The 22,507-nt window shown below is 28.7% G+C and carries 21 protein-coding genes; 17 read left to right on the forward strand and 4 right to left on the reverse strand.

All coding sequences use genetic code 11. The features are described 5' to 3' along the window. Positions 1-45 precede the first annotated feature (45 nt). On the forward strand, positions 46-372 hold the full coding sequence (locus C4S75_RS01395) for a YegP family protein (RefSeq protein ID WP_055425503.1): 327 nt from the start codon (positions 46-48) through the stop codon (positions 370-372). Between the two features lie 104 nt (positions 373-476). Here the strand turns inward: C4S75_RS01395 and C4S75_RS01400 are convergent, their stop codons facing one another. Beyond that, complete coding sequence (locus tag C4S75_RS01400; RefSeq protein ID WP_105296527.1) at positions 477-1,661, reverse strand: pyridoxal phosphate-dependent aminotransferase; 1,185 nt, start codon at positions 1,659-1,661, stop codon at positions 477-479. Between the two features lie 180 nt (positions 1,662-1,841). Here C4S75_RS01400 and rlmD point away from each other — a divergent pair, with 180 nt between their 5' ends. The 15 genes from rlmD to C4S75_RS01475 all read left to right on the forward strand — a co-directional run bounded on the left by rlmD (position 1,842) and on the right by C4S75_RS01475 (position 15,643). Then, entirely contained in the window at positions 1,842-3,248 is a 1,407-nt protein-coding gene (rlmD, locus tag C4S75_RS01405) for a 23S rRNA (uracil(1939)-C(5))-methyltransferase RlmD (protein ID WP_105296528.1), read from the forward strand. Positions 3,249-3,250: 2 nt separating this feature from the next. After that, entirely contained in the window at positions 3,251-3,733 is a 483-nt protein-coding gene (locus C4S75_RS01410; RefSeq protein WP_105296529.1) for a DUF6452 family protein, read from the forward strand. Then, positions 3,699-4,379 (forward strand): DUF6048 family protein, encoded by a 681-nt coding sequence (locus tag C4S75_RS01415; RefSeq protein WP_146105541.1) that lies wholly within the window; start codon positions 3,699-3,701, stop codon positions 4,377-4,379. The genes C4S75_RS01410 and C4S75_RS01415 overlap by 35 nt, the downstream gene beginning before the upstream one ends. Before the next feature lie 82 nt (positions 4,380-4,461). Further along, positions 4,462-5,772: a UDP-glucose/GDP-mannose dehydrogenase family protein gene (locus C4S75_RS01420; protein ID WP_105296531.1), complete on the forward strand. Its 1,311-nt coding sequence runs from the start codon at positions 4,462-4,464 to the stop codon at positions 5,770-5,772. Positions 5,773-5,786: 14 nt separating this feature from the next. After that, on the forward strand, positions 5,787-6,839 hold the full coding sequence (gene rfbB / locus C4S75_RS01425; RefSeq protein ID WP_105296532.1) for a dTDP-glucose 4,6-dehydratase: 1,053 nt from the start codon (positions 5,787-5,789) through the stop codon (positions 6,837-6,839). An 8-nt stretch (positions 6,840-6,847) separates the two neighbouring features. Then, positions 6,848-7,372: a hypothetical protein gene (locus tag C4S75_RS01430; protein ID WP_105296533.1), complete on the forward strand. Its 525-nt coding sequence runs from the start codon at positions 6,848-6,850 to the stop codon at positions 7,370-7,372. A 4-nt stretch (positions 7,373-7,376) separates the two neighbouring features. Then, positions 7,377-8,246 carry a glucose-1-phosphate thymidylyltransferase RfbA gene (gene rfbA, locus C4S75_RS01435; RefSeq protein ID WP_105296534.1) on the forward strand — a complete coding sequence of 290 codons (870 nt, stop codon included), beginning with the start codon at positions 7,377-7,379 and terminating at the stop codon, positions 8,244-8,246. A gap of 13 nt (positions 8,247-8,259) precedes the next feature. Then, entirely contained in the window at positions 8,260-9,120 is an 861-nt protein-coding gene (locus C4S75_RS01440) for an ABC transporter permease (protein WP_105296535.1), read from the forward strand. Positions 9,121-9,183: 63 nt separating this feature from the next. Continuing rightward, complete coding sequence (locus C4S75_RS01445; protein ID WP_105296536.1) at positions 9,184-10,449, forward strand: polysaccharide ABC transporter ATP-binding protein; 1,266 nt, start codon at positions 9,184-9,186, stop codon at positions 10,447-10,449. A gap of 24 nt (positions 10,450-10,473) precedes the next feature. Next, a complete protein-coding gene (locus tag C4S75_RS01450; RefSeq protein ID WP_105296537.1) occupies positions 10,474-10,875 on the forward strand; it encodes an FdtA/QdtA family cupin domain-containing protein in 402 nt (133 codons plus the stop codon). Then, a complete protein-coding gene (locus C4S75_RS01455; protein WP_105296538.1) occupies positions 10,872-11,357 on the forward strand; it encodes an acyltransferase in 486 nt (161 codons plus the stop codon). The genes C4S75_RS01450 and C4S75_RS01455 overlap by 4 nt, the downstream gene beginning before the upstream one ends. Further along, on the forward strand, positions 11,354-12,460 hold the full coding sequence (locus C4S75_RS01460) for a DegT/DnrJ/EryC1/StrS aminotransferase family protein (RefSeq protein ID WP_105296539.1): 1,107 nt from the start codon (positions 11,354-11,356) through the stop codon (positions 12,458-12,460). The genes C4S75_RS01455 and C4S75_RS01460 overlap by 4 nt, the downstream gene beginning before the upstream one ends. Before the next feature lie 14 nt (positions 12,461-12,474). Further along, positions 12,475-13,455 (forward strand): glycosyltransferase, encoded by a 981-nt coding sequence (locus tag C4S75_RS01465; protein WP_158254193.1) that lies wholly within the window; start codon positions 12,475-12,477, stop codon positions 13,453-13,455. A gap of 307 nt (positions 13,456-13,762) precedes the next feature. Next, positions 13,763-14,644, forward strand: coding sequence for a glycosyltransferase (locus C4S75_RS01470; protein ID WP_105296541.1), 882 nt, complete (start codon positions 13,763-13,765; stop codon positions 14,642-14,644). Between the two features lie 66 nt (positions 14,645-14,710). Further along, complete coding sequence (locus tag C4S75_RS01475) at positions 14,711-15,643, forward strand: glycosyltransferase family 2 protein (protein WP_158254194.1); 933 nt, start codon at positions 14,711-14,713, stop codon at positions 15,641-15,643. A 69-nt stretch (positions 15,644-15,712) separates the two neighbouring features. Here C4S75_RS01475 and C4S75_RS01480 read toward each other — a convergent pair whose 3' ends face one another. Further along, positions 15,713-18,418: a leucine-rich repeat protein gene (locus C4S75_RS01480; protein ID WP_105296543.1), complete on the reverse strand. Its 2,706-nt coding sequence runs from the start codon at positions 18,416-18,418 to the stop codon at positions 15,713-15,715. Positions 18,419-19,125: 707 nt separating this feature from the next. Between C4S75_RS01480 and C4S75_RS01485 the strand changes: the two genes are divergently transcribed. Continuing rightward, positions 19,126-20,172 carry a glycosyltransferase gene (locus C4S75_RS01485; RefSeq protein ID WP_105296544.1) on the forward strand — a complete coding sequence of 349 codons (1,047 nt, stop codon included), beginning with the start codon at positions 19,126-19,128 and terminating at the stop codon, positions 20,170-20,172. A 5-nt stretch (positions 20,173-20,177) separates the two neighbouring features. Here the strand turns inward: C4S75_RS01485 and C4S75_RS01490 are convergent, their stop codons facing one another. Together C4S75_RS01490 and C4S75_RS01495 are read right to left on the reverse strand one after the other, a co-directional pair. After that, positions 20,178-21,176 (reverse strand): glycosyltransferase family 2 protein, encoded by a 999-nt coding sequence (locus C4S75_RS01490; protein WP_105296545.1) that lies wholly within the window; start codon positions 21,174-21,176, stop codon positions 20,178-20,180. Between the two features lie 9 nt (positions 21,177-21,185). Continuing rightward, entirely contained in the window at positions 21,186-22,493 is a 1,308-nt protein-coding gene (locus C4S75_RS01495) for a nucleotide sugar dehydrogenase (RefSeq protein ID WP_105296604.1), read from the reverse strand. Between the last annotated feature and the right edge of the window lie 14 nt (positions 22,494-22,507).

Genomic DNA, 22,507 nt, shown 5'->3' on the forward strand with positions numbered 1-22,507 from the left:
TAACACTAAAAAGCTTAATAAAGTAAGACTAAAATTTGTACAACTATGTTTGAAATTTTTAAAGACAAATCAGGTGCTTTTCGATTTAGACTGAAAGCAAAAAACGGGCAAATTATCCTGGCAAGTGAAGGATACACCCAAAAAACAAATTGTCAAAAAGGTGTTAGTTCTGTAAAAAGAAATTCCAAAAACGAAGATCGTTTTGAATTGAAACAGTCCACTAACAAAAAATGGTTCTTTAACTTAAAAGCCGGTAACGGACAAATAGTAGGAACCAGCGAGCTTTATGACAATGAAACTAATGCTAAGAATGGTGTAAAATCAGTAATGAACAATGCCCCGACAGCAGAAACGGTTGATTTATCTAAATAGAAAAATTGACCGGAGCCTATATAAATTAGGTTTGAATATTTACTAAAAATAAAAGCTGTGAATTTTCACAGCTTTTATTTTTTATAACTAAGAAATGATTTTTTTTACGATAGGGTATTTTTGATTCTTTTTAATGCTTCAATAAGATCTTCTTCAGAAGCCGCATACGATAATCGTATGCAATTACTGTCTCCAAAACATACACCACCCACTGTAGCTACATGTGCTTTTTCTAATAATAATAAAGCAAAATCATCGGAATTTGTAATCTTATGTCCTTGAATAGTCTTTCCAAAATAAAAAGATACATCAGGAAAGAAATAAAATGCTCCGGCCGGTTTATTAACTTTAAATCCCGGAATTTCATGCAGTAAATTGTATACAAGCTCCCTTCTCTTTTTAAAACCTTCAATCATATAATTAATAACCGAAGGATCAGCTTCAATAGCTGTTATAGATGCCATTTGAGCAATACAATTTGCCCCTGAGGTCATTTGTCCTTGAATTTTATCACAAGCATCAGTAAGCCATTTTGGGCCTCCTAAATATCCAATTCTCCAACCTGTCATAGCATACGATTTAGATACGCCGTTAATTGTTACAGTCTGATCAAAAACTTCAGAAAATTGAGCTATACTTTCGTGTTTTCCTTCATAATTTATATATTCATATATTTCATCAGAAATAATAATTACGTTAGGATGCTTTTCTAATACCTTAGCTAAGGCATATAATTCCTCTTTAGTATAGACGGTTCCCGAAGGATTACATGGAGAGCTGAATAAAAACGCTTTGGTTTTTGGAGTTATAGCATTCTCAAGCTGTTCGGGGGTGATTTTAAAATCGGTGTCAATGGTAGTAGTTACCACAATATTTTCCCCACCGGCAAGTTTAACCATTTCATAATAGCTTACCCAATAAGGAGCAGGAACAATTACTTCATCCCCATCATTAATGATCGAAAGCAATACATTAATAATAGACTGTTTTCCTCCGGTGGAAACAACTATTTGATCGGGTTTATATTCTAAATTATTGTCTCTTTTAAATTTATTAGCAATAGCTTTTCTTAATTCAAGATATCCGGGAACGGGGGTGTAAGATTTAACACCATCATTAATCGCTTTGATGGCAGATTCCCTTACAAATTCAGGAATTTCAAAATCAGGCTCTCCCAAAGTCAAGCTAATAACATTGATTCCTTGGGCTTTTAATTCTCGAGCTTTGTTAGACATTACAAAGGTTTGAGAATAGCTAAGACGATTAACGCGATCGGATAATAAATTCATTGTGGACTAATTAATTTTGTATTGTTTTTCAAAACTCAAAAATACAGTATTTTTTTAGATTAAAATAGTTTTATAAGATAAAAATATGAAGAGTATTCAGTTCAAAATCAGTAAATATAAACTCTTTTTATAGAATACATTTTTTGTGTATTTTTGTAATCTTATTTTATATTCTGTAATTTGAGAAGAAAAAAAAATATACAAATCCCCAATTTAGAGCTTACTACTGCCGGAGCTAAAGGGGTTGCGATAGGAAAAACTGAAGAAGGAAAAACAGTATTAGTAGGGTATGCCGTACCGGGAGATGTAGTTAATGCCCTGGTAATTAAGTCTAAAAAAAATTATTACGAAGCTAAAGTTTTAGATTTTATTAACTATTCTTCTGATCGAGTGGATCCCGAATGTATGCATTTTGGAATATGCGGAGGGTGTAAATGGCAAAATCTTTCTTATGAAAAACAATTAGAATATAAAGAGAAAGAGGTTTACAATAATATAAAAAGAATTGGAAAAATTGATAATTTTCAAGAATTAACCATTGTCCCTTCAACGGATAAGTATTTCTACAGAAATAAAATGGAATTTTCCTTTTCTAATGCTCGATGGTTGACATCTGAGGAAATACAATCCGATATAGATATTGAAGATAAAAATGCGTTGGGCTTTCACATACCCCAACAATGGAATAAAGTATTAGACATTAAAGAATGTTTTTTACAACAAGAACCTTCAAATAAAATCAGAAATTCTATTAAAGAGTTTGCTTTAAAGCATAAGATGGAATTTTATGATTTTAAAGAACAAAGCGGATTTCTTAGAACATTAATGATTCGTTCAAACTCTAAAAATGATCTAATGGTTTTGCTACAGTTTTTTAGAGAGGATGAACAAAATATTAGCAAAATGTTGAACTATATTCGCGAAGAATTTCCTGAAGTAAAAACGATTCTTTATGCAATAAATTCTAAAGGAAATGACAGCTTATATGATTTGGATGTTAAAATATTCCATGGAAATGGTTTTTTAACGGAAGAGATAGAAGGACTAAAATTTAAAATTGGACCCAAATCATTTTTTCAAACCAATTATAAACAAGCCGTTAAATTATATGAAATAGCAAGAGAATTTGCTGATTTAAAAGGCGATGAAGTAGTGTATGATCTTTATACAGGAACAGGAACCATAGCGCAATTTATTTCTCGTAAAGCAAAAACTGTGGTCGGTGTAGAAGCGGTATCCGAGGCAATAAATGCTGCGAAAGAAAATGCTGAATATAATAATATTAAAAATTGTCGTTTTTATTGTGGAGATATGAAAGATATATTCACGGAAGAGTTTATTCATGAAAACGGTCATCCGGATATTATTGTTACCGATCCGCCGAGAGAAGGAATGCATAAAAATGTAGTAGAAACTATATTACGCATAGCCCCCCAAAAAATAGTTTATGTAAGTTGTAATTCAGCAACACAAGCTAGGGATCTGGAGTTGATGAAAGAAAAATACAAGGTTGTAAAAGTTCAAGCTGTAGATATGTTTCCACAGACTTATCATGTTGAAAGCGTTGCGCTTCTTAAACTAAAATAAAAATGTTTCAAAAAAAAATAAATATACTATTCGTCCTATTCTTTATAGGTTTACTTGTTTTTTCCTGTGTAGATGATGATGTTTGCGACAAAGTTACTACACCGAGATTAACTATAGAATTGGATAGTTTAGGTAGTAAATATAAGAAAACCCGATTATATGTTGACAGGAAAATGCCGGATGGTTCTGTACATTCTGAAGGTGTCTTTATTGGAAAAGACAGTATTCAATTACCTTTAAATTCTTTATCCGACGAAACTGTTTTTTATTTATATGATACACTGCATACTCCGGATTCAAGTAAAAATATTATTACAATAAAATACCTGACTGATCAGCAATTTGTTTCAAAGGCATGTGGATTCAAGGTAATATTTAATGAGGTAACTTATGATGCAACTGCGCTTACAACTATAAAATCCATAACAGGTCAAACTAATCAAATTTATAATGAATCCTCTACGAATTTACGTATTGCTTATTAGTGTATTTCTGGGTATATATGCTCATTCCCAAACTAAAAGCAACGATTCTATTTCGGTAAAAAATCCAAAGCATCAACTATTTATAGGAGTGGATTTATTAAATCCGGTTGCTGGTTTTTTTGCAGATAAAAAAAATTATAGTAGTTTTATCGCTTATAAAATTAAAAATAGGTGGTTGGCTGTTGCCGAAGTAGGGTATGAAAAAAATATTTATAATAAAAATAACTGGAATATAGATGCAAAAGGAGTTTTTGGAGAAATAGGAATAAATTATATTTTAACTAACAACTATGAAAAATCAGGCGAAGGGTTTTATATAGGAGGAAGATTTGGTTATTCCCCCTTCAAGCAAAATGTAAAAAAATATCCTCTTAAGGGAATGAATCCCGAAGGACAAATACAAATAATTGGAGAAGGTTCTTTACCGGAAGCAAATGTAAGTTCCGGCTGGTTAGAAGCAGTTGCAGGAGCTAAAGTTCAAATTGGAAACTCACCGTTTTATATTGATTTCATGGTTCGTCCTAAATTTCTATTGTTTTCCAGCAAACAGAAAAATGTAGACAATTTAGTTATTCCCGGGTATGGAAAAGATAAGGGATCGGCAAATATATCTCTTTTCTGGGGGATATCTTATAAATTATTTTAAACCTATTGAAAACCTATTGTATTACTAATAGATAAAATAATTAATAAAATATAAATTATATTTTTGTAAAATATTTAAATATATGAATATTACAATTGTTGGTACAGGATATGTAGGACTGGTTTCAGGAACATGCCTTGCAGATTTGGGACATAGTGTACATTGTGTTGATATAAATGAAGAAAAAGTTTCCTTGATGAAAAATGGGCAAGTACCCATTTATGAGCCACAATTAGAAGAAGTATTTCTGAGAAATATAAAAGGAGGTCGTTTGTTTTTTACCACGGATTTGAGTGAAGCAATGCGAGTTTCAAATGTAATATTTTTAGCCTTGCCAACTCCTCCTGGAGAAGATGGTTCAGCGGATCTGTCTTACGTACTGGAAGTTGCCGGTCAAATAGGAGATCTAATGACTGAATATACCTTAATTGTAAATAAAAGTACGGTTCCGGTAGGTACAGCTGAAAAAGTCAAAAACCTGATAAAATCAAAAACACAAGTACCTTTCGATGTAGTTTCAAATCCGGAATTTTTACGAGAAGGATACGCTGTGGAAGATTTTATGAATCCTGAAAGAGTAATTGTGGGAGCTGGTTCACAAAAAGCATTTGAAATAATGGATAAAATTTATTTGTCCTTAACTAATGCCGGTGCTAAAATGATAAAGATGGATGAAAAATCTTCTGAGTTAACAAAATATGCTTCCAATTCTTTCTTAGCCACCAAAATCACCTTTATGAATGAAGTAGCTAATTACTGCGAAAAGGTAGGAGCAGATGTTGATAAAGTACGATTAGGTATGGGGTCGGATGAAAGAATCGGGAATCGATTTTTATTTCCGGGTGTAGGATATGGAGGGAGTTGTTTTCCCAAGGATGTAAAAGCTTTAATTAAAAGCGGAAAAGAAGTTGGATATACTTTTGAAATTTTAGAATCTGTAGAAGAGGTAAATCAAAGACAAAAAACCATATTAGTGCCTGAAGTCGAAAAATATTTAGGTGATTTAAAAAATAAACAAATAGCAATTTGGGGGTTAGCTTTCAAAGAAAATACGGATGATATTCGGGAAGCTTCCTCACTTGAAATAATTAACATGCTTCTGGATAAAGAAGCGAAAGTAAAAGCATACGATTCGATTGCTGTCAATAATGTAAAAAAAATATTAGGCAATAAAATAGAATATGCCAACAATATGTATGAATGTGTAGAAGGAGCAGACGCTTTAATTATTGTAACAGAATGGGGTGAATTTAGACATCCTCATTTTGATATTTTAGAAAAAAAGATGAATAATAAAGCTATTTTTGATGGAAGAAATCTTTATAATGTAGATGAATTAGAAATTCATGGCTTTTATTATAAAAGTATTGGTAGGAAATTAATAAATGGATAGATAATTTTAAATAAATGAAAAAATTAATAATTACAGGAGGAGCCGGATTTATCGGATCTCATGTAGTCAGAAGATTTGTAAATCAGTATCCGGAATATAAAATTTTAAATTTAGATGCATTAACTTATGCAGGTAATTTAGAAAATTTAAAAGATATAGAAAATAAGCCTAATTACCAATTTTTAAAAGCCGATATAACTAACGAAGAACAAATAAAAGAAATATTTTCAGAATTTCAACCGGATGGAGTAATACACTTAGCCGCAGAATCTCATGTAGACAGGTCCATAACCACACCTTTGGAATTTGTAAAATCTAATGTTATAGGCACGGTTATTCTTTTAGATGCTGCAAAAAAAGTATGGAATAATAATTATGAGGGTAAAAGATTTCATCATGTATCCACCGATGAAGTGTATGGTACATTAGGTGAAACCGGTTTTTTTACTGAAGAAACAAAATACAATCCTCATTCCCCTTATTCGGCTTCGAAAGCCTCATCAGATCATTTTGTAAGAGCATATACAGATACCTATGATTTACCGGTGGTAATTACCAATTGTTCAAATAACTACGGTCCAAATCATTTTCCGGAAAAATTTATCCCGTTGTTAATTCATAATATTATTAATAATAACCCATTACCTGTATATGGTGATGGAAATTATACCCGTGACTGGTTGTATGTAATTGACCATGCCATAGCTATTGACCAGGTTTTTCATAAAGGAAAAAACAAAGAAAATTATAATATAGGAGGTTTTAACGAATGGAAAAATATTGATTTAGTTCACTTATTATGTAAATTGATGGATAAGAAGTTAGGAAGAAAAGAAGGAGAAAGTGCTAAATTAATAACTTTTGTTAAAGATCGTCCCGGACATGATTTACGTTATGCTATTGATGCTACTAAAATAAACAAAGAGCTAGGATGGAAACCTTCCGTAAATTTTGAGGAAGGATTAACTAAGACTATTGATTGGTATATGGATAATCAAGATTGGTTAAACCACGTAACCAGTGGCTCATATCGAAAATATTATGATGAACAATATGATTTAACGTAATACCTATCATGAGTAAAATAAGTGTATTTATTTTTTCGTTGTTATTTATAATAAATTCTTGTACACAAAGTAAGGAAAGTAAAAAACAAACAACTAATACCTATCAAAAAGAAGGATTATCTATTAATTTACCTTTACATTGGAAAGTTAAAAACGATTATTTCAAAGAAGGAGTTAGATATCTTGAATTAGACAAATACACTAATTACAAAATAGAAAGTACCATAGCGATTAGCATTTTTAATAAGAAATTATCTGCCGACTCTATAGTAAGTGATCAAATCAATCAACTTCAATTTTTTTATCAAAAAGTAAATTTTAAAGTTACAAGCAAAAATAAATCAACCCATCTTGGTAAGTTTAATTGGATAACTACCTATTACGAAGCCGATGATACCAGAGACAAAGTTTACGGTGAAGTTGGGGCTATGCACTATGAAGATAAAACAATTACTTTACAAATAGTTGAAGATAAAAATAATACTGATAGGTCGGATTATAATGTTATGTTTAATACATTTATAATAAAATAATTATATGAAAGGAATTATATTAGCTGGAGGATCCGGAACACGATTATACCCACTTACCATTGCAGTAAGTAAACAACTTATGCCTGTTTATGATAAGCCTATGATCTATTATCCATTATCGGTTTTAATGGATGCAGAAATTAAAGATATATTAATTATTACCACACCTCATGATCAAGAGGCATTCAAAAAATTGTTAGGAGACGGTTCAGATTTCGGATGTAACTTAACTTATGAAATCCAACATACGCCGAACGGTTTAGCTCAAGCTTTTGTTATAGGTGAAAAATTTATAGGAGATGATTCGGTGGCATTAATATTAGGAGATAATATTTTTTATGGAGCAGGTTTAAGCCAATTATTGAGATCCAAAACCAATCCAAAAGGAGCTATAGTTTTTGCTTACCATGTAAATGATCCGGAAAGATATGGGGTAGTTGAATTTAATGAAGATATGAAAGCTATATCCATAGAAGAAAAGCCATTAAATCCAAAATCAAACTATGCAGTACCGGGATTATATTTTTACGATAATCAAGTAGTAGAAATAGCAAAAGAATTAAAGCCGTCAGCTAGAGGAGAGTATGAAATTACAGATGTAAACAAAGTATATTTAGAAAACGAAGAGTTGGAAGTTGGAGTTATGGACAGAGGTACAGCTTGGCTGGATACCGGAACTTTTGATTCTCTTCATGATGCTACGGAATATATACGTGTAATTGAAAAACGACAAGGTATAAAAATTGGATGTATTGAAGAAACTGCTTATAAGAGAGGATTTATTTCTATTGAAAAATTATATGAGATTGCTAATAAATATGGAAAAAGCGGGTATGGAGAATATCTTAAAAATATTACCTATTATAAACGTTAGTGCTTATTATTAAATGGAAGAAACTCAGAAATGGACTGAAAATATAAGTGCAAAGCATTCTTTATTAGATTTTAAGCTTAAAGAAATTTGGGATTATAGGGACTTATTAGTTCTTATGGTAAGGAGAAATTTTGTTGCTAACTATAAGCAAACCATTCTAGGTCCCCTTTGGTTTTTTATAAATCCAATTATAACTTCTTTAATGTTTACGGTTGTTTTTGGGGGGATTGCCGGTATAAAAACAGATGGAATACCGGGTATTTTATTTTATTTATCGGGTTTAACTCTTTGGAATTATTTTCAAGATTGCTTAACAGGAACTTCATCAGTATTCAGAGATAATGCAAGTATTTTTGGAAAAGTATATTTCCCTCGCTTAATCATGCCTTTGTCAATAGTTATCGGTAATTTATTGAAATTTTTAATTCAATTTATTTTATTTCTGATATTTTTGTTTTATTATATATTTAAAGGAGTTCATCTTCAAACAAATATATATGCTATTTTACTTCCTATTTTACTTGTTCTTATGGCAGGTATAGGACTAGGTTTAGGTATGATTATTAGTTCCATGACAACTAAATACAGAGATTTATCCTATTTATTGTCATTTGGAGTGTCATTACTTATGTATGCTACTCCAATCATTTATCCTATATCCATGATTTATAACAAACTTCCCGAAAATTTTCATTGGTTAGCTATGATTAATCCTATTTCACCGATTATAGAAGCCTTTAAATACGGCTTTCTAGGAGAAGGAGTTTTGAGTTGGGGAGGCTTATTATATAGTACTCTATTTGCTTTTTTTAGCATATTTTTTGGTATTATAATTTTTAACAAAGTGGAAAGAAGCTTTATGGATACTGTTTAATTGATGCATAAATTATTATATTTATCCAAAAATTTATAAAAAGTATATTCATTATTTTCCAATATGAATCTAGCAATAAAAATAGAAAATATTTCAAAACTATATAGATTAGGTCAGGTAGGTACCGGAACTTTGCAGCAGGATTTTAAACGATGGTGGTGGAAAACAATAGGCAAGGGTGATCCTTTCGCTAAAATAGGGGAAACGAATGATAGAACGACAAAAGGTTCTTCAGATTTTGTGTGGGCATTGAAAGAGGTTAGTTTAGATGTTAAGCAGGGTGAGGTCTTGGGTATTATAGGAAGAAACGGAGCAGGAAAATCTACCTTATTAAAAATATTATCCAAAACTACTTCTCCTACTTCAGGATTTATTAAAATAAATGGTAGAATAGCCTCTTTATTGGAGGTGGGAACCGGGTTCCATCCGGAATTAACCGGAAGAGAAAATATTTTTTTAAATGGGGCTATTTTAGGAATGACTAAAAGAGAAATTCGATCCAAATTTGATGAAATTGTAAATTTTTCAGGTGTTGAAAGATATATAGATACTCCGGTAAAAAGGTATTCCTCCGGCATGTATGTACGATTGGCATTTGCTGTTGCAGCCCATCTAGAGCCGGAAATATTAGTTGTAGATGAAGTATTAGCTGTTGGAGATGCTGAATTTCAAAAAAAATGCCTAGGAAAAATGAAAGATGTAAGTGTTAATGATGGAAGGACCGTACTATTTGTAAGCCATAATATGGCAGCTATAAAAACACTATGCAACCAGGGGGTGGTTATGCAGCATGGAGGCGTATCTTATATGGGAGGGGCTTTGGAATCCGTTGAATATTATCAAAAATTAAATAATGTTCCATCATCTCTTGAACATAATGGAGATATTGATTCCGCACCGGGAAATGAAAATATAAAGATATTAAAGTTTACTACTCAACCTGTGAAAGGTAATTATTTAACAATTTCTTCAGGATTAGAATTTGAATTAGTATTTTTTAATAATAAACAAGGCATAAATTTAGATGTTACTTTTGAATTAAGAAATTCTGATGAGATCGTTATTTTTCATACAGGAGAGTTAGTGACAGTGAATAAAGATTCCAAAAAAGGAATTTATATAGTTAAAGGCCATATAGAACCCAATTTATTAAATGCCGGAGTTTATAAATTTAACTTAATATTTGGGGAAGATCAAAAATACCCATTATATATTCAAAACGAGGTAATTCAATTTGAAATATTAAATGAATCATTGGGCTCAAATAACAATTTACTACCGGGAGTAATTCGTCCGGATCTTAATTTTTCGAATAAGTTTTATGGATAAAAATGAAAAACCGAATATTATATAATGAATAAGCCGCATATTATAGAATTATCAAAAATAGGATCTTCAGCTTTAGGATATATCACAGTTGCTGAAGAAAATTTAAATATTCCTTTTAAAATTAAAAGAGTATATTGGACTTATTTTACCCCTCAAGATGTGCAGAGGGGAGGGCATGCTCATAAAGAACTTGAGCAATTAATATTTGCTGTTTCAGGAACAATTGAAATTACTACTGAAGATATATATGGAAATATAGATACATTCCTCTTAGATTCTCCTGAAAAAGGATTGTATATTCCCATTAAAGTTTGGGGTGATATTAAATTTTCACATAATGCGGTCTTATTATGCTTGGCATCTGACTATTATAAGGAACAAGATTATATAAGAGATTATGAAGATTTTAAAAAATTAACAAAATGATTAAAATTCATCCAACATCGGATGTACAAACTCATAATATCGGGGATAATACTTTCATTTGGCAGTTTTGTGTTATATTAAAAAACGCAATCATCGGTAATAATTGTAATATTAATTTTAATGTTTTTATAGAAAACGATGTTACAATTGGAAATAATGTAACCATCAAATCGGGTGTTCAGATTTGGGACGGAGTCACTATAGAAGATGATGTTTTTATTGGTCCCAATGTTACCTTTACTAATGATTTAATACCCCGTTCAAAGCAATATCCTAGTGAATTCCAAAAAACAATTATAAAAAAAGGAGCATCTATAGGGGCAAATTCAACCATAATTGCAGGACATAGTATTGGAGAATATAGCCTAATTGGAGCAGGAAGTGTGATAACGAAAGATATTCCCCCCTATACGGTTTGGTATGGCAATCCCGCAATTCAACAAGGCATAATATCAAAAGAAGGTAAGATTCAAAAATTATGATAAAATTTTTAGACTTGAAAAAAATCAATCTTCAATTTCAAAAAGAAATCGAAGATGAAATTATAAAAGTATATCGATCAGGATGGTATCTTTTAGGAGAAAAAGTTAAAGAATTTGAAAATAATTTGGCAAAATATATTGGAGTAAATGAAGCAATAGGAGTTGCCAATGGATTGGATTCTTTACGATTAATAATTAAAGGTTATAAAGAATTAGGAATAATAAATGAAGGGGATGAAGTAATCGTTCCTGCCAATACATACATAGCTTCGGTTTTAGCTGTTTCAGAAAATGGATTGATACCAATTTTTATAGAACCTGATGAACAAACCTTTAACATAGATATATCAAAAATTGAAGAAAAGATAACCCCTAAGACTAAAGCAATTATGATTGTCCACTTATATGGACAAGCTGTGTTTTCCAATGAATTAAAATTATTGGCACAAAATTATAATTTAAAAATTATTGAAGATAATGCTCAAGCAATTGGAGCAGAATGGGAAGGTATTAAAACAGGAAACTTAGGAGATGCTTCAGGCTTTAGCTTTTATCCGGGAAAGAATTTAGGAGCTTTAGGAGATGCAGGAGCAGTATGTACCAATGATACTGAATTAGCGCAAACTATAAGAACTTTGGCTAATTACGGATCACAGAAAAAATATGTGAATAAGTTTCAAGGATTAAATAGTAGGTTAGATGAAATACAAGCTACAGTTCTTAACCTAAAATTGAAATATAATGATCAAGAAAATCAGAAAAGGAGAGAGGTTGCTAATTATTATTTAAACCATATTAAAAATCCTAAGATTGAATTACCTAAAATTGAAAATTGTCTTCAAAATCATGGGCATGTATGGCATATATTTGTAATTAAATGCAAACAAAGAGAAGAATTACTAGAATATTTATCAAAAAATAATATTCAAACTTTAATTCATTACCCTATACCACCTCATAAACAGGAAGCTTATTCAAACTTTAATCATTTACAATTACCAATAACAGAAAAATTAAGTAAAGAAATTTTAAGCATTCCCATTTCACCTGTTTTAACTCAAGATGAAATAAAAAAAGTAGTTGATCAAATAAATCAATTTTAAGTTATAGGCTTGTTGTGGATAAAGAATTACCATTAGTTAGTATAGTAGCTATCAATTATAATAATAGTAAGCATCTAATAGAAACTTTAGATAGTATTGATCAGCAAACATATAAGAACATTGAATTAATAATTGTTGATGATTTTTCCACAGATGATAGCGTAAAAAAAATAGATCAGTGGTTGTTCACTTATAATAAACCATTTCAATTTATAAAGCATACAGAAAATAAAGGAATTTGTAAAACTATTAATGACGGATATAAAGTTGCCAAAGGGAAATATATTTCATCGATAGCAACAGATGATCTCATGTTGCCTAAAAAAACCGAAATCCAAGTACAATTATTAGAGAATACAGATGATCGTCTAGGAATGGTTTTTTCTGATGTTTATCTTATGGATGAAGACTCTAATCCTATAGAAGGTAAATTTATTGAAAAATATAAATCAAATGTATTTCATATAAATTCCGAAAATATATATGAAGAATTATTAAAAGGAAATTTTATACCGGCTATGTCCATAATGATTAAAAGTGATATTTTATCTAAAATTGGCTATTTTGATGAAAACTTAAATTATGAAGATCTTGATATGTGGTTAAGAATAGCTGAAAAATATAAAATACAATATTCAGAATATATTTCAGCTAAATATAGAATTCATAAAAATAGTATTACACAAAAGTTATCTAGAGATAGATGGGCTGTGGATGATATTAAAATATATAATAAACATAAAAATAATTCCCCAATTGCTAAATATTTTCTTAATAAATTAATATATGATTCATTCATTAAAGATAATAATGATGTATATAAGTTTTTGAAAAATAATAAAATAAACAAACAGATAACTTGTATGAGTAAAATATGGGGAATGAATTATCTATCACATAGAAAAAAAATAGATTTGTATAATAAAACAATGAGTATATATAAATATTATTATAAGCTCATTGCTTTTATGAAATATCAAAAGTGTCTCATTTAAATTGGCTCGTTATTAATTTGAAAATAATTCATTAATAAAATAAATTCCATAAGTTTATCAAGTGTAAAAATTTTTTTCTTAACTATCTATAAAATAAAATCAAGAATTACTTATTTAAAAATTAATTATATCTTCAATAATAAATTCAAATCCAAGACTTAAATACATATATATAAATTAAATTAGAAAGATAAAGTTATACCAATATGGTAAAATAATTTTTTCAATTCAATTTGAAAAAAATTTAATAAACCTTTATTTATAATTAATAAAAATTTCATACATATATGATAAACGAAAATTACGAATGATATCAATAATAGTTTCCTCATATAATAATAAATGGTTTCAATCATTTAGTAAAAGTGTTAATGAAACTATTGGAGATAATATTATCTATGAGATTATAAATATTTGGAATCCAAAATTAATGGGAATATGTTGTGCATACAATCAAGGAGCTCAACAGGCTAAATATGAAAATTTACTTTTTATTCATGAAGATACCATATTTATAACCAAAAATTGGGGAAATAAGTTACTGAACTTATTGTCAGATAAAAACATTGGAGTTGTTGGAGTTGCAGGTTCTACTTATGTGCCCAATGTTCCGGCTTTTTGGTGGGGAATAAAAGAAGTTTGTTTTTTTAATTTAATACAATCAGATGCAAACGATGAGAATGTGTTAACTTACAGATTAGATGACAAATACGGAAATAGCAAAAAAGTTTATTCGTTAGATGGGGTTTTTTTGGCTTGCAGAAGGGATGTATATTCAGAATTTCCATTTAATGATAAAATAAAAGGATTTCATGGTTATGATATAGATTTTTCATTGAGAGTTGCTTCAAAATATATTAATATTGTTACAGGAGAAATATTAATTAAACATTTTTCATATGGTAATTTGTCTAAAGAATGGTTTACAGAACTAATAAATATTCGGTCAAATTATTCAATACCTAAGGAACAAAAAAATAATAAAGAATATGAATTAAATAAATATTATGTATTTATAAGTTATTTATATAAATACAAAACACCTTTTTTTTGGTCATTAAATAAACAAATAAAATATTTAAACTTACAAAAGTTGGGAGTAAAAGGTTATATGATGGTAATTTTCAAAATTATGAAATATGTTAAATTCTCTTTAATTAGAAATTTTAAATTAACAAAATCTAGTTAAGAAATGCCTATTTCATAATTATTGAAAATTTTATATTAAAAATTTTTCATGCATAATAAAATTAAAATGAATAAAAATATTTTTGCTATAGTTGTTATTTTTAATGGAATGCAAAAAAAATGGATTCAAAAATGTTTTGATTCATTACTAAAATCCACTTTAAAAATAAATATTATAGCCATTGACAATGTATCGACAGATGGAAGTGTTGAATTCATTAAGAAAAATTATCCATCTGTTGAACTTATTGAAAATTATTCAAATGAAGGTTTTGGGAAAGCTAATAATATGGGAATTAAAAGAGCATATGAACAGGGAGCTGATTACTATTTCTTATTAAATCAAGATGCATGGGTTGAAGAAAGCACAATTGAAATTTTGATTAATAATTGTATAAAATATCCGGACTATGGAATTTTAAGTCCAATGCATATGAATGGAGAAGGAAATTTGATTGATAAAGGGTTCTTTAATTGTATAAATCCTTTAAAAAGCAGATATCTTTATTCAGCATTAAGCACACCTAGAATAAATAATGAATTAATTTATAATTTCGATTTTGTACCGGCAGCCTGTTGGCTGCTTCCCAAAAAAACTATAGAAAAAATTGGAGGTTTTAGTCCAACTTTTTATCACTATGCGGAAGATGATAATTACGTTCACAGAGTACGTTATTTTTCAATGAAAGTGGGTGTAGTGCCTTCAGTTAAAGTTTATCATGATAGGGAAGAAAGATCTCCTCATGTATATTTTGATGCATTACTAACAAAATATAAAAGAAAAGTTTTATTAAATATTTCAAATCCAATGTTAAAAGGAAATAGAAAGTTTGTTGAATACAGATTACTTTTAGCAGATCTATTTAGAGCATTTCTTTTCTTTGATAAGAAATCAATCAGACTAATATTTGATAAGTTTAAAGTTTTATTAAGAATAAATGAGAAAGATATTTTAATAAATAAAAAAGTTTCAGAAAAAGAAGGAATGAGTTTTTTGTAATGATTTTACATTTCTATAGTATAAAGCTAAAAAAATCGGGTTATTAACCCGATTTTTTTGTCCTAATAATTAATTTTTTATAATTTTTTTAGTTATTACTGTTTGATTTGAAATAACGTTAACAATATAAATACCTGAAGGCTGAGTTTGTATGTCCACATAAATTTCGTTTATTCCATTGAATTTTTTAGAATAAATAATACCTCCGTTTATATTAGAAATTTCAATAGACCCTTCGGATATATTTCCTAAATTAATACTAAATAAGCCATTGTTTGGATTGGGATATACATTAATCTGAGGTTCTGTAGTTAAATAATTATTAAAAGCAAAGTTTGCTTTTTTACCACAAGCAACCAAATCTGCATTCTTAATAAAATCTTTCCACTGATCAGCTTCTGCGTAAGCACATGTATTTGCAATTAATCTTGTACTAGTTGTGTTAACAGATTTAAATACTTCTTTTCCTAATCTTGGCGGAGTTGGGTTATTGCTAATTATTTTTTCAAAAGTAGTATTTCCCATAAAAGCTGAATTACCAATATAATTAACAGTTGAAGGGATCACAATTTCTTTCATTTTGGCATAAATAAATGCTTTATCTTCAATAGTTTCCAAAGCTGGAGGTAGAGTTACACTACCCGTAAATTGTGAAAACGTTAGAGTGGAGATTTGTTTTAGGTGCTGAGGTAAAATCACGTTTCCTGTAAAAAGGGTAAAACTTCCAGAGTTTGTTCCTGGATTAGATGAAAATGTATTTAATTGACAATTTTTAGAAAAATCTAAAGTTTTATTTTCAGTTAGATTTAATTTTTCGAATGCTCTCTCCTTTATTTCTGTTAATATAATTGATTTACAAAAATCAAGTCTATCTATATTAGCATAATAGAAAGTTCTATTATCAATAACTCTTAAAGCTACAGGAAGGCATACACTTCCGTTAAACTTAGAAAACATATAACTATAAATTCTAGTCAAATTTATTGGTAATATGACATGCCCGGAATAATTTGAGAAAGCTCCTGAAGCAGAATTATGATGAGAAGGAAAAGACTTTAATTTAAGATTTTTAACAAAGTTTAATGTTTTATCTGTTGTAATTTGTAGGCCTTCAAAAGCATTATCTTTAATTGTATTTAAATTAGGGGTACTGAAAAAATCCAGTTTATCGACTTTAGCAAATAAAAAAGCTCTGTTCTCAATAGTTTCCAAAGCTGCAGGTAACGTAACACTACCGGTAAATTGAGAAAACATAAGATTAGGAATTTCTTTAAGGTTAGGGGGTAAAATAACGTTTCCATTAAAAGGAGTAAAAGCTCCGGAATTTGTACCGGAATTAGAAATGAAAGATGTTAACTTTAAATTAGTTGAAAAATCTAAAGTATTATTATTGGAAGTAATTTGTAAAGATTCAAAAGCTCTGTTTTTAATTGTATTTAAATTAGGAGTATTGGAAAAATCAAGTTTATCGATTTTAGCAAATAAGAAAGCCCTGTGCTCAATAGTTTCTAAGGAAGAAGGTAACGTAACGCTACCGGTAAATTGAGAAAACATAAGATTAGGAATTTCTTTAAGGTTAGGGGGTAAAATAACGTTTCCATTAAAAGGAGTAAAAGCTCCAGAATTTGTGCCGGGATTGGATATGAAAGAAGTTAATTTCAAATTTTTGGAGAAATCTAAGGTATTATTATTGGAAGTAATTTCTAAAGCTTCAAAAGCTCGGTCTTTAATTGTACTTAAATTAGGAGAATTAGAAAAATCAAGTTTATCAATTTTAGAGTACATAAAAGCCTTGTGCTCAATAGTTTCTAAGGCATAAGGTAAAATAACGCTACCCGTAAATTGAGAAAACATAAGATTTGAAATTTCTTTAAGATTAGTTGGTAAAATTACGTTTCCAACAAACCCTGTAAATGGACCAGCGACAGCGTTACCATAAGGCAGAAAAGAATTTAATTTTAAATTTTTAGAAAAATCTAAAGTATTGTTGGTTTTAGTTAAAGTAAGTCTTTCGAATGCAGAGTAATTAATAGTATTTAAATTAGGTGAATTAGAAAAATCAAGTTTATCAATTTTAGAGTATATAAAAGCTTTGTGCTCAATAGTTTCTAGAGCTGCAGGTAAAGTAATGCTACCGGTAAATTGAGCAAACATTAGATTTGATATTTTTTTAAGGTTAGTCGGTAAAATTACGTTTCCTACAAATCCAGTAAAAGGACCTGCAACAGAACTACCATATGGCAAAAAAGAATTTAATTTTAAATTTTTAGAAAAATCTAAAGTATTATTGGTTGTTGTTAAAGTTAGCCCTTCAAATGCAGAATAATCAATCGTATGTAAATTAGGAATATTAGAAAAATCTAGTTTATCGATTTTAGCAGCTAAGAAAGCCTTATGTTCAATAGTTTCTAATGCAGAAGGTAAAGTAATACTTCCTGAATATGAAATGAAAGTGTTGGAAGGTATTACTTTAAGAGTTGCAGGTAATGATATATGGCCTTTGAAATTAGAAAAAGCCCCTTTTGGTAGATTGTTGTCTGATAATTTTACTTTAGTTAAATCCAAATTATTAAGAGCGGACATTTCCCGTATCGTTTTAATGTCTTCATTACTTATTGAACCTGTTAACTTAAGGTGAGTTATTTTACTTTTATCAGAAGTAACTAATTGGGATAAGGTTCCGGGTGATTTAACATCTAACTCTTTATAAACTTGTGCATGGCAAACTGCTCCTATTAAGAAAATAGAAAGCATAAAAAAAATAAATTTTTTCATAATAATTAATTTTATTAAAATGTATTTGAATACTTTTTTATTTGATTATGATAATATTATAATCATAAGAGGATACCCATTATTAGATTGTTAATGGGTGTAAAAAGATATTGATATGTATTAGCATAATATTTCATTTGTGTTAGTTTTAGTTAAATAAATCAGTAAATTATTAATGTGCACATATAATAATTACATTAGTATATGAAACAAAATTAATAAAAATATTTATACTTTAATCGCAAAAATAAATATAAATTTATATTTAAAACGTAAATAAATTGTTTATAGGCATACACTTATAATAATTAAAATACTTGTAATCAATAATTTAAAAGTTTGGATAAAAATATTAGCAATAAAAACATTAATTAATAAATATAAAATAAAATTAAGCATAAGAAGCTAATAATAATTAGTTGTATTTAAATTTAGAGTTTTTATTTATTAGCTATAGAAGATAAAACTTAATTTAAAAAAATTAAAAATGCAATAAATGCAATTCATATTTTGAAATAAATGATTTTAGAGAAGAGATAGTTACTAAAACGATTATTTATACTAAGATAATAAAAACAGAAACTTGAATTTTTCTAATTTTGTATGATTAAATACTAATAATTTTTTATAATCCTTTAAATAATTATAACAAAGAATTTAGAATATTTGTTTCAATATTCATCGAAATAAATTAATTTTAATTACTCATGTGCCAACCTTTAGTATCAATAATAATTCCCACTTACAATGTTGAAAGATATATTGAGCAAGCAATAGATAGTATATTAAATCAAACCTATCCAAATTTGGAAATACTTGTTATTGATGATTGTTCTACAGACAATACAGTACAAATGGTGAAGAGTAAATATTCTAAAAATCAAAAAATTAGATTATATGAAAAGTCACAAAATTTAGGTCCATCAAATTCTCGAAATATTGGAATTAAACAAGCAAAAGGAAAATATATAGCTTTGTTAGATGGAGATGATTATTATATTCAAGATAAAATAGAAAAGCAGGTTAGGATACTGGAAAGAAATCAAGATTTAGCTCTTTGTTCTACTTTTTTGAAATGCATTGGATTAAAAAACAATGTAATAAAATTTAAAATTAATCACTCAGATATAAAAGATCAACAATTGCTAGGCTGTCCCATTGCTCATGCAGCTGTTATGTTCAGGGCAACTTTTTTAAAAGAAAATAATTTATTTTATAATGAAAATTTAAGATTTTCAGAAGATTATGAATTATTTATCAGGATGATTGAAAAAGGAGGCAAATTTTTAACAATTCCTGAAGCCCTCTATGTATATAGAATTACAGGAAACCAAGCATCATTTAAAAAATCAGATGATAAGATTTTAAAAAATGAAAAGCAATGGGAAATTTCTAAAAACATACATTATCAAGTCTTAAGCAAATTAATTGATGAAAATTCAGAATTGTATGATAAAAAATTTGTAGACGCTTTATTAATGCATCAAGTGATAAGAAATTATGATGATCTGAAGCTATTTATAGATTGGGCAAAAAAATTAATTGAATATAATGAAAGTATAGAATGTCCATTTAGTTCAAAATTTTTAGAAAACACATATAAAAATAGTGTACTAGGATATTTTCTTGCTCAAAAGAGATTATCCTGGAATATTTTATACCAATATATATCAGTTTATCCGTATTGTGCTAAATTGGATCTAACCTATCAATTTAAATATATTATAAAATGTCTTTTATTTCTAAAACATTAAAAAAATTATTTTCGTTCAAATCTCCATTTAAATAATTTATATCCAATATTGACCGGTAAGTTTTGAAAAAGATTTTTCTTTTTTTGATCTAATGAATAAAAAGAAGAAAAGTAATCTAGAAAAGATAATGAAGGTGCTTTTTTTAATCTTTTATAATTCTGTTTCCAATAAGCAATATCCTTTTTCATACATTTCCATTGCATGGTAAGAGTAATTTCTTTAAATGAGATAATATGCTTAAGCATATATTTTTTCCTTATTGGATTAGCTTCTTTAAAAGCTCTTGTAAAATATTCAACTATAGTTTGATGATTTTCAAAATTTCTTTTAGTTTTATTAAAAATAATAGATTCATTGTGAAGATAATAAAAATAGGTTGATTTATGTAAAAAACAAATACTGTCTAGCTTCAATGCCGTATGAAAAGACCATAACTCGTCCTGAGAAAATAAATCTTTTACAAAATAAATTTTATGTTTTCTAAAAAAGTCAACTTCAATAAGTTTATTACAAGCACTTACTGACCAAGAACCATTACAAAAATATTCAAAGATACTATCGTTTCCTTTAAGGGAAGTAAGGGAGTGATTAAAAGGAAATATTTTATATTGAGTTTTTTTGAATGTATTAATTGCGGATATTTCACCTACTGCAACAGTAGACTTCGTTTTAGTAATCAACGTTACTAATTCCTCAATACACTCGGGAACAATTTCATCATCACCATCCAAAAAAAATAAATATTTACCCCTTGCATGATCTATACCTGTGTTTCTAACTATGGAAAGCCCCTGATTGGTTTTGTGTTCTATAATTCTTATTTTTTCAGGGTGTTGAGATTGAATCTTTTTAATAACATTTAAACTATTATCTTTTCCTTTATCATCCACCAATAGTATTTCTATATTAGGATAGGTTTGATTCAATACAGAATTAATGCTGCGACCAATATATTTTTCACAATTGTAAACGGGAATAGAGACAGTAACTAATGGATATGACATAAAAATTAATTATAATCGAGCATCAACAATTTTTTTGTCTAAAAAAGATTTGCAATCGTAAATTACAGCATTATCTTTACAATACTTCTTAATATTCATTTCTTTAAATTCTTGGTGTGGTACGGCAAGAATTATTGTGTCGAATTTCATGGAATTCGGAATTTCATTAAATATATCTAAGCCATATTCATGCTTAACCTCTTTAGGGTTTGCTAAAGGATCGCAAATAGTTATATTCAAATCATATTCATCCAAACATTTAACTATATTAACCACTTTAGTATTTCTAACATCCGGACAATTTTCTTTAAATGTAATACCTAAAATTAAGATGTCTGAATTGTTTATAATAATATCCTTTTTAATCATTAACTTAATTACTTCGGAAGCGATATAATAAGGCATCGAATCATTTAATCTTCTTCCTGCGAGAATAATCTCGGAATGATATCCTAATTCCATGGCTTTTTGGGCCAAATAATAAGGGTCAACGCCAATGCAATGCCCACCTACCAGGCCGGGTTTAAACGGTAAAAAATTCCATTTAGTTCCGGCAGCCTCTAAAACTTCCGTCGTATCGACACCTAATAAATTAAAAATTTTTGCTAATTCATTAACAAAAGCAATATTAATATCCCGTTGTGAATTTTCAATTACTTTTGCTGATTCGGCAACTTTAATACAGCTTGTCTGATAGGTACCTGCGGTTATAATGGAAGAATATAAATTATTTACAAATTCTGCAACCTGAGGAGTAGACCCGGAGGTCACTTTTTTAATATTTGTGAGAGTATTAATTTTATCACCGGGATTGATTCTTTCAGGAGAATATCCTGCAAAAAAATCACGATTGTATGTTAGCCCTGAAATTTTTTCAATAATAGGTACACATTCTTCTTCCGTGCATCCCGGATAAGTCGTAGATTCGTAAATAACAACATCACCTTTTTTAATTACTTTCCCTACAGTGGTACTAGCAGAATGTAAAGGGGTTAAATCAGGTCTGTTGGATGAATCTACAGGAGTAGGTACGGTTACGATGTAAATCGTTGAATTTTTTATGTCATCCAAATCCGAAGTAGGATAAAATCCGTTTTGGTTTTCTAAATCTTTTGCGGATTTAACTATAACATTTGAAATTTGTTCAGAAGATACCTCTCGAGTAATATCTTTAGATTCAATTAATTGTTTTATTCTTTCGGTTGAAATGTCAAATCCTGTTACCTTATATTTTTTTGCAAATTCCAAAGCTAAAGGAAGTCCGACATATCCAAGACCTATTATACTTATTTTAATATTTTGAGGAGAAAAAAGCATTGTGTCGATTTTTA

The sequence above is a fragment of the Apibacter sp. wkB309 genome (assembly GCF_002964915.1).
In the GTDB taxonomy this organism is placed as follows: Bacteria; Bacteroidota; Bacteroidia; order Flavobacteriales; family Weeksellaceae; genus Apibacter.

What these genes read in the sequence shown, in the direction of transcription:
- C4S75_RS01395 (WP_055425503.1), top strand. Translation starts at nt 46, where the DNA reads ATGTTTGAAATTTTTAAAGACAAATCAGGTGCTTTTCGATTTAGACTG.
- C4S75_RS01400 (WP_105296527.1), bottom strand. Translation starts at nt 1,661, where the DNA reads ATGAATTTATTATCCGATCGCGTTAATCGTCTTAGCTATTCTCAAACC.
- C4S75_RS01410 (WP_105296529.1), top strand. Translation starts at nt 3,251, where the DNA reads ATGTTTCAAAAAAAAATAAATATACTATTCGTCCTATTCTTTATAGGT.
- C4S75_RS01415 (WP_146105541.1), top strand. Translation starts at nt 3,699, where the DNA reads ATGAATCCTCTACGAATTTACGTATTGCTTATTAGTGTATTTCTGGGT.
- C4S75_RS01420 (WP_105296531.1), top strand. Translation starts at nt 4,462, where the DNA reads ATGAATATTACAATTGTTGGTACAGGATATGTAGGACTGGTTTCAGGA.
- rfbB (WP_105296532.1), top strand. Translation starts at nt 5,787, where the DNA reads ATGAAAAAATTAATAATTACAGGAGGAGCCGGATTTATCGGATCTCAT.
- C4S75_RS01430 (WP_105296533.1), top strand. Translation starts at nt 6,848, where the DNA reads ATGAGTAAAATAAGTGTATTTATTTTTTCGTTGTTATTTATAATAAAT.
- rfbA (WP_105296534.1), top strand. Translation starts at nt 7,377, where the DNA reads ATGAAAGGAATTATATTAGCTGGAGGATCCGGAACACGATTATACCCA.
- C4S75_RS01440 (WP_105296535.1), top strand. Translation starts at nt 8,260, where the DNA reads ATGGAAGAAACTCAGAAATGGACTGAAAATATAAGTGCAAAGCATTCT.
- C4S75_RS01445 (WP_105296536.1), top strand. Translation starts at nt 9,184, where the DNA reads ATGAATCTAGCAATAAAAATAGAAAATATTTCAAAACTATATAGATTA.
- C4S75_RS01450 (WP_105296537.1), top strand. Translation starts at nt 10,474, where the DNA reads ATGAATAAGCCGCATATTATAGAATTATCAAAAATAGGATCTTCAGCT.
- C4S75_RS01455 (WP_105296538.1), top strand. Translation starts at nt 10,872, where the DNA reads ATGATTAAAATTCATCCAACATCGGATGTACAAACTCATAATATCGGG.
- C4S75_RS01460 (WP_105296539.1), top strand. Translation starts at nt 11,354, where the DNA reads ATGATAAAATTTTTAGACTTGAAAAAAATCAATCTTCAATTTCAAAAA.
- C4S75_RS01470 (WP_105296541.1), top strand. Translation starts at nt 13,763, where the DNA reads ATGATATCAATAATAGTTTCCTCATATAATAATAAATGGTTTCAATCA.
- C4S75_RS01475 (WP_158254194.1), top strand. Translation starts at nt 14,711, where the DNA reads ATGAATAAAAATATTTTTGCTATAGTTGTTATTTTTAATGGAATGCAA.
- C4S75_RS01480 (WP_105296543.1), bottom strand. Translation starts at nt 18,418, where the DNA reads ATGAAAAAATTTATTTTTTTTATGCTTTCTATTTTCTTAATAGGAGCA.
- C4S75_RS01485 (WP_105296544.1), top strand. Translation starts at nt 19,126, where the DNA reads ATGTGCCAACCTTTAGTATCAATAATAATTCCCACTTACAATGTTGAA.
- C4S75_RS01490 (WP_105296545.1), bottom strand. Translation starts at nt 21,176, where the DNA reads ATGTCATATCCATTAGTTACTGTCTCTATTCCCGTTTACAATTGTGAA.
- C4S75_RS01495 (WP_105296604.1), bottom strand. Translation starts at nt 22,493, where the DNA reads ATGCTTTTTTCTCCTCAAAATATTAAAATAAGTATAATAGGTCTTGGA.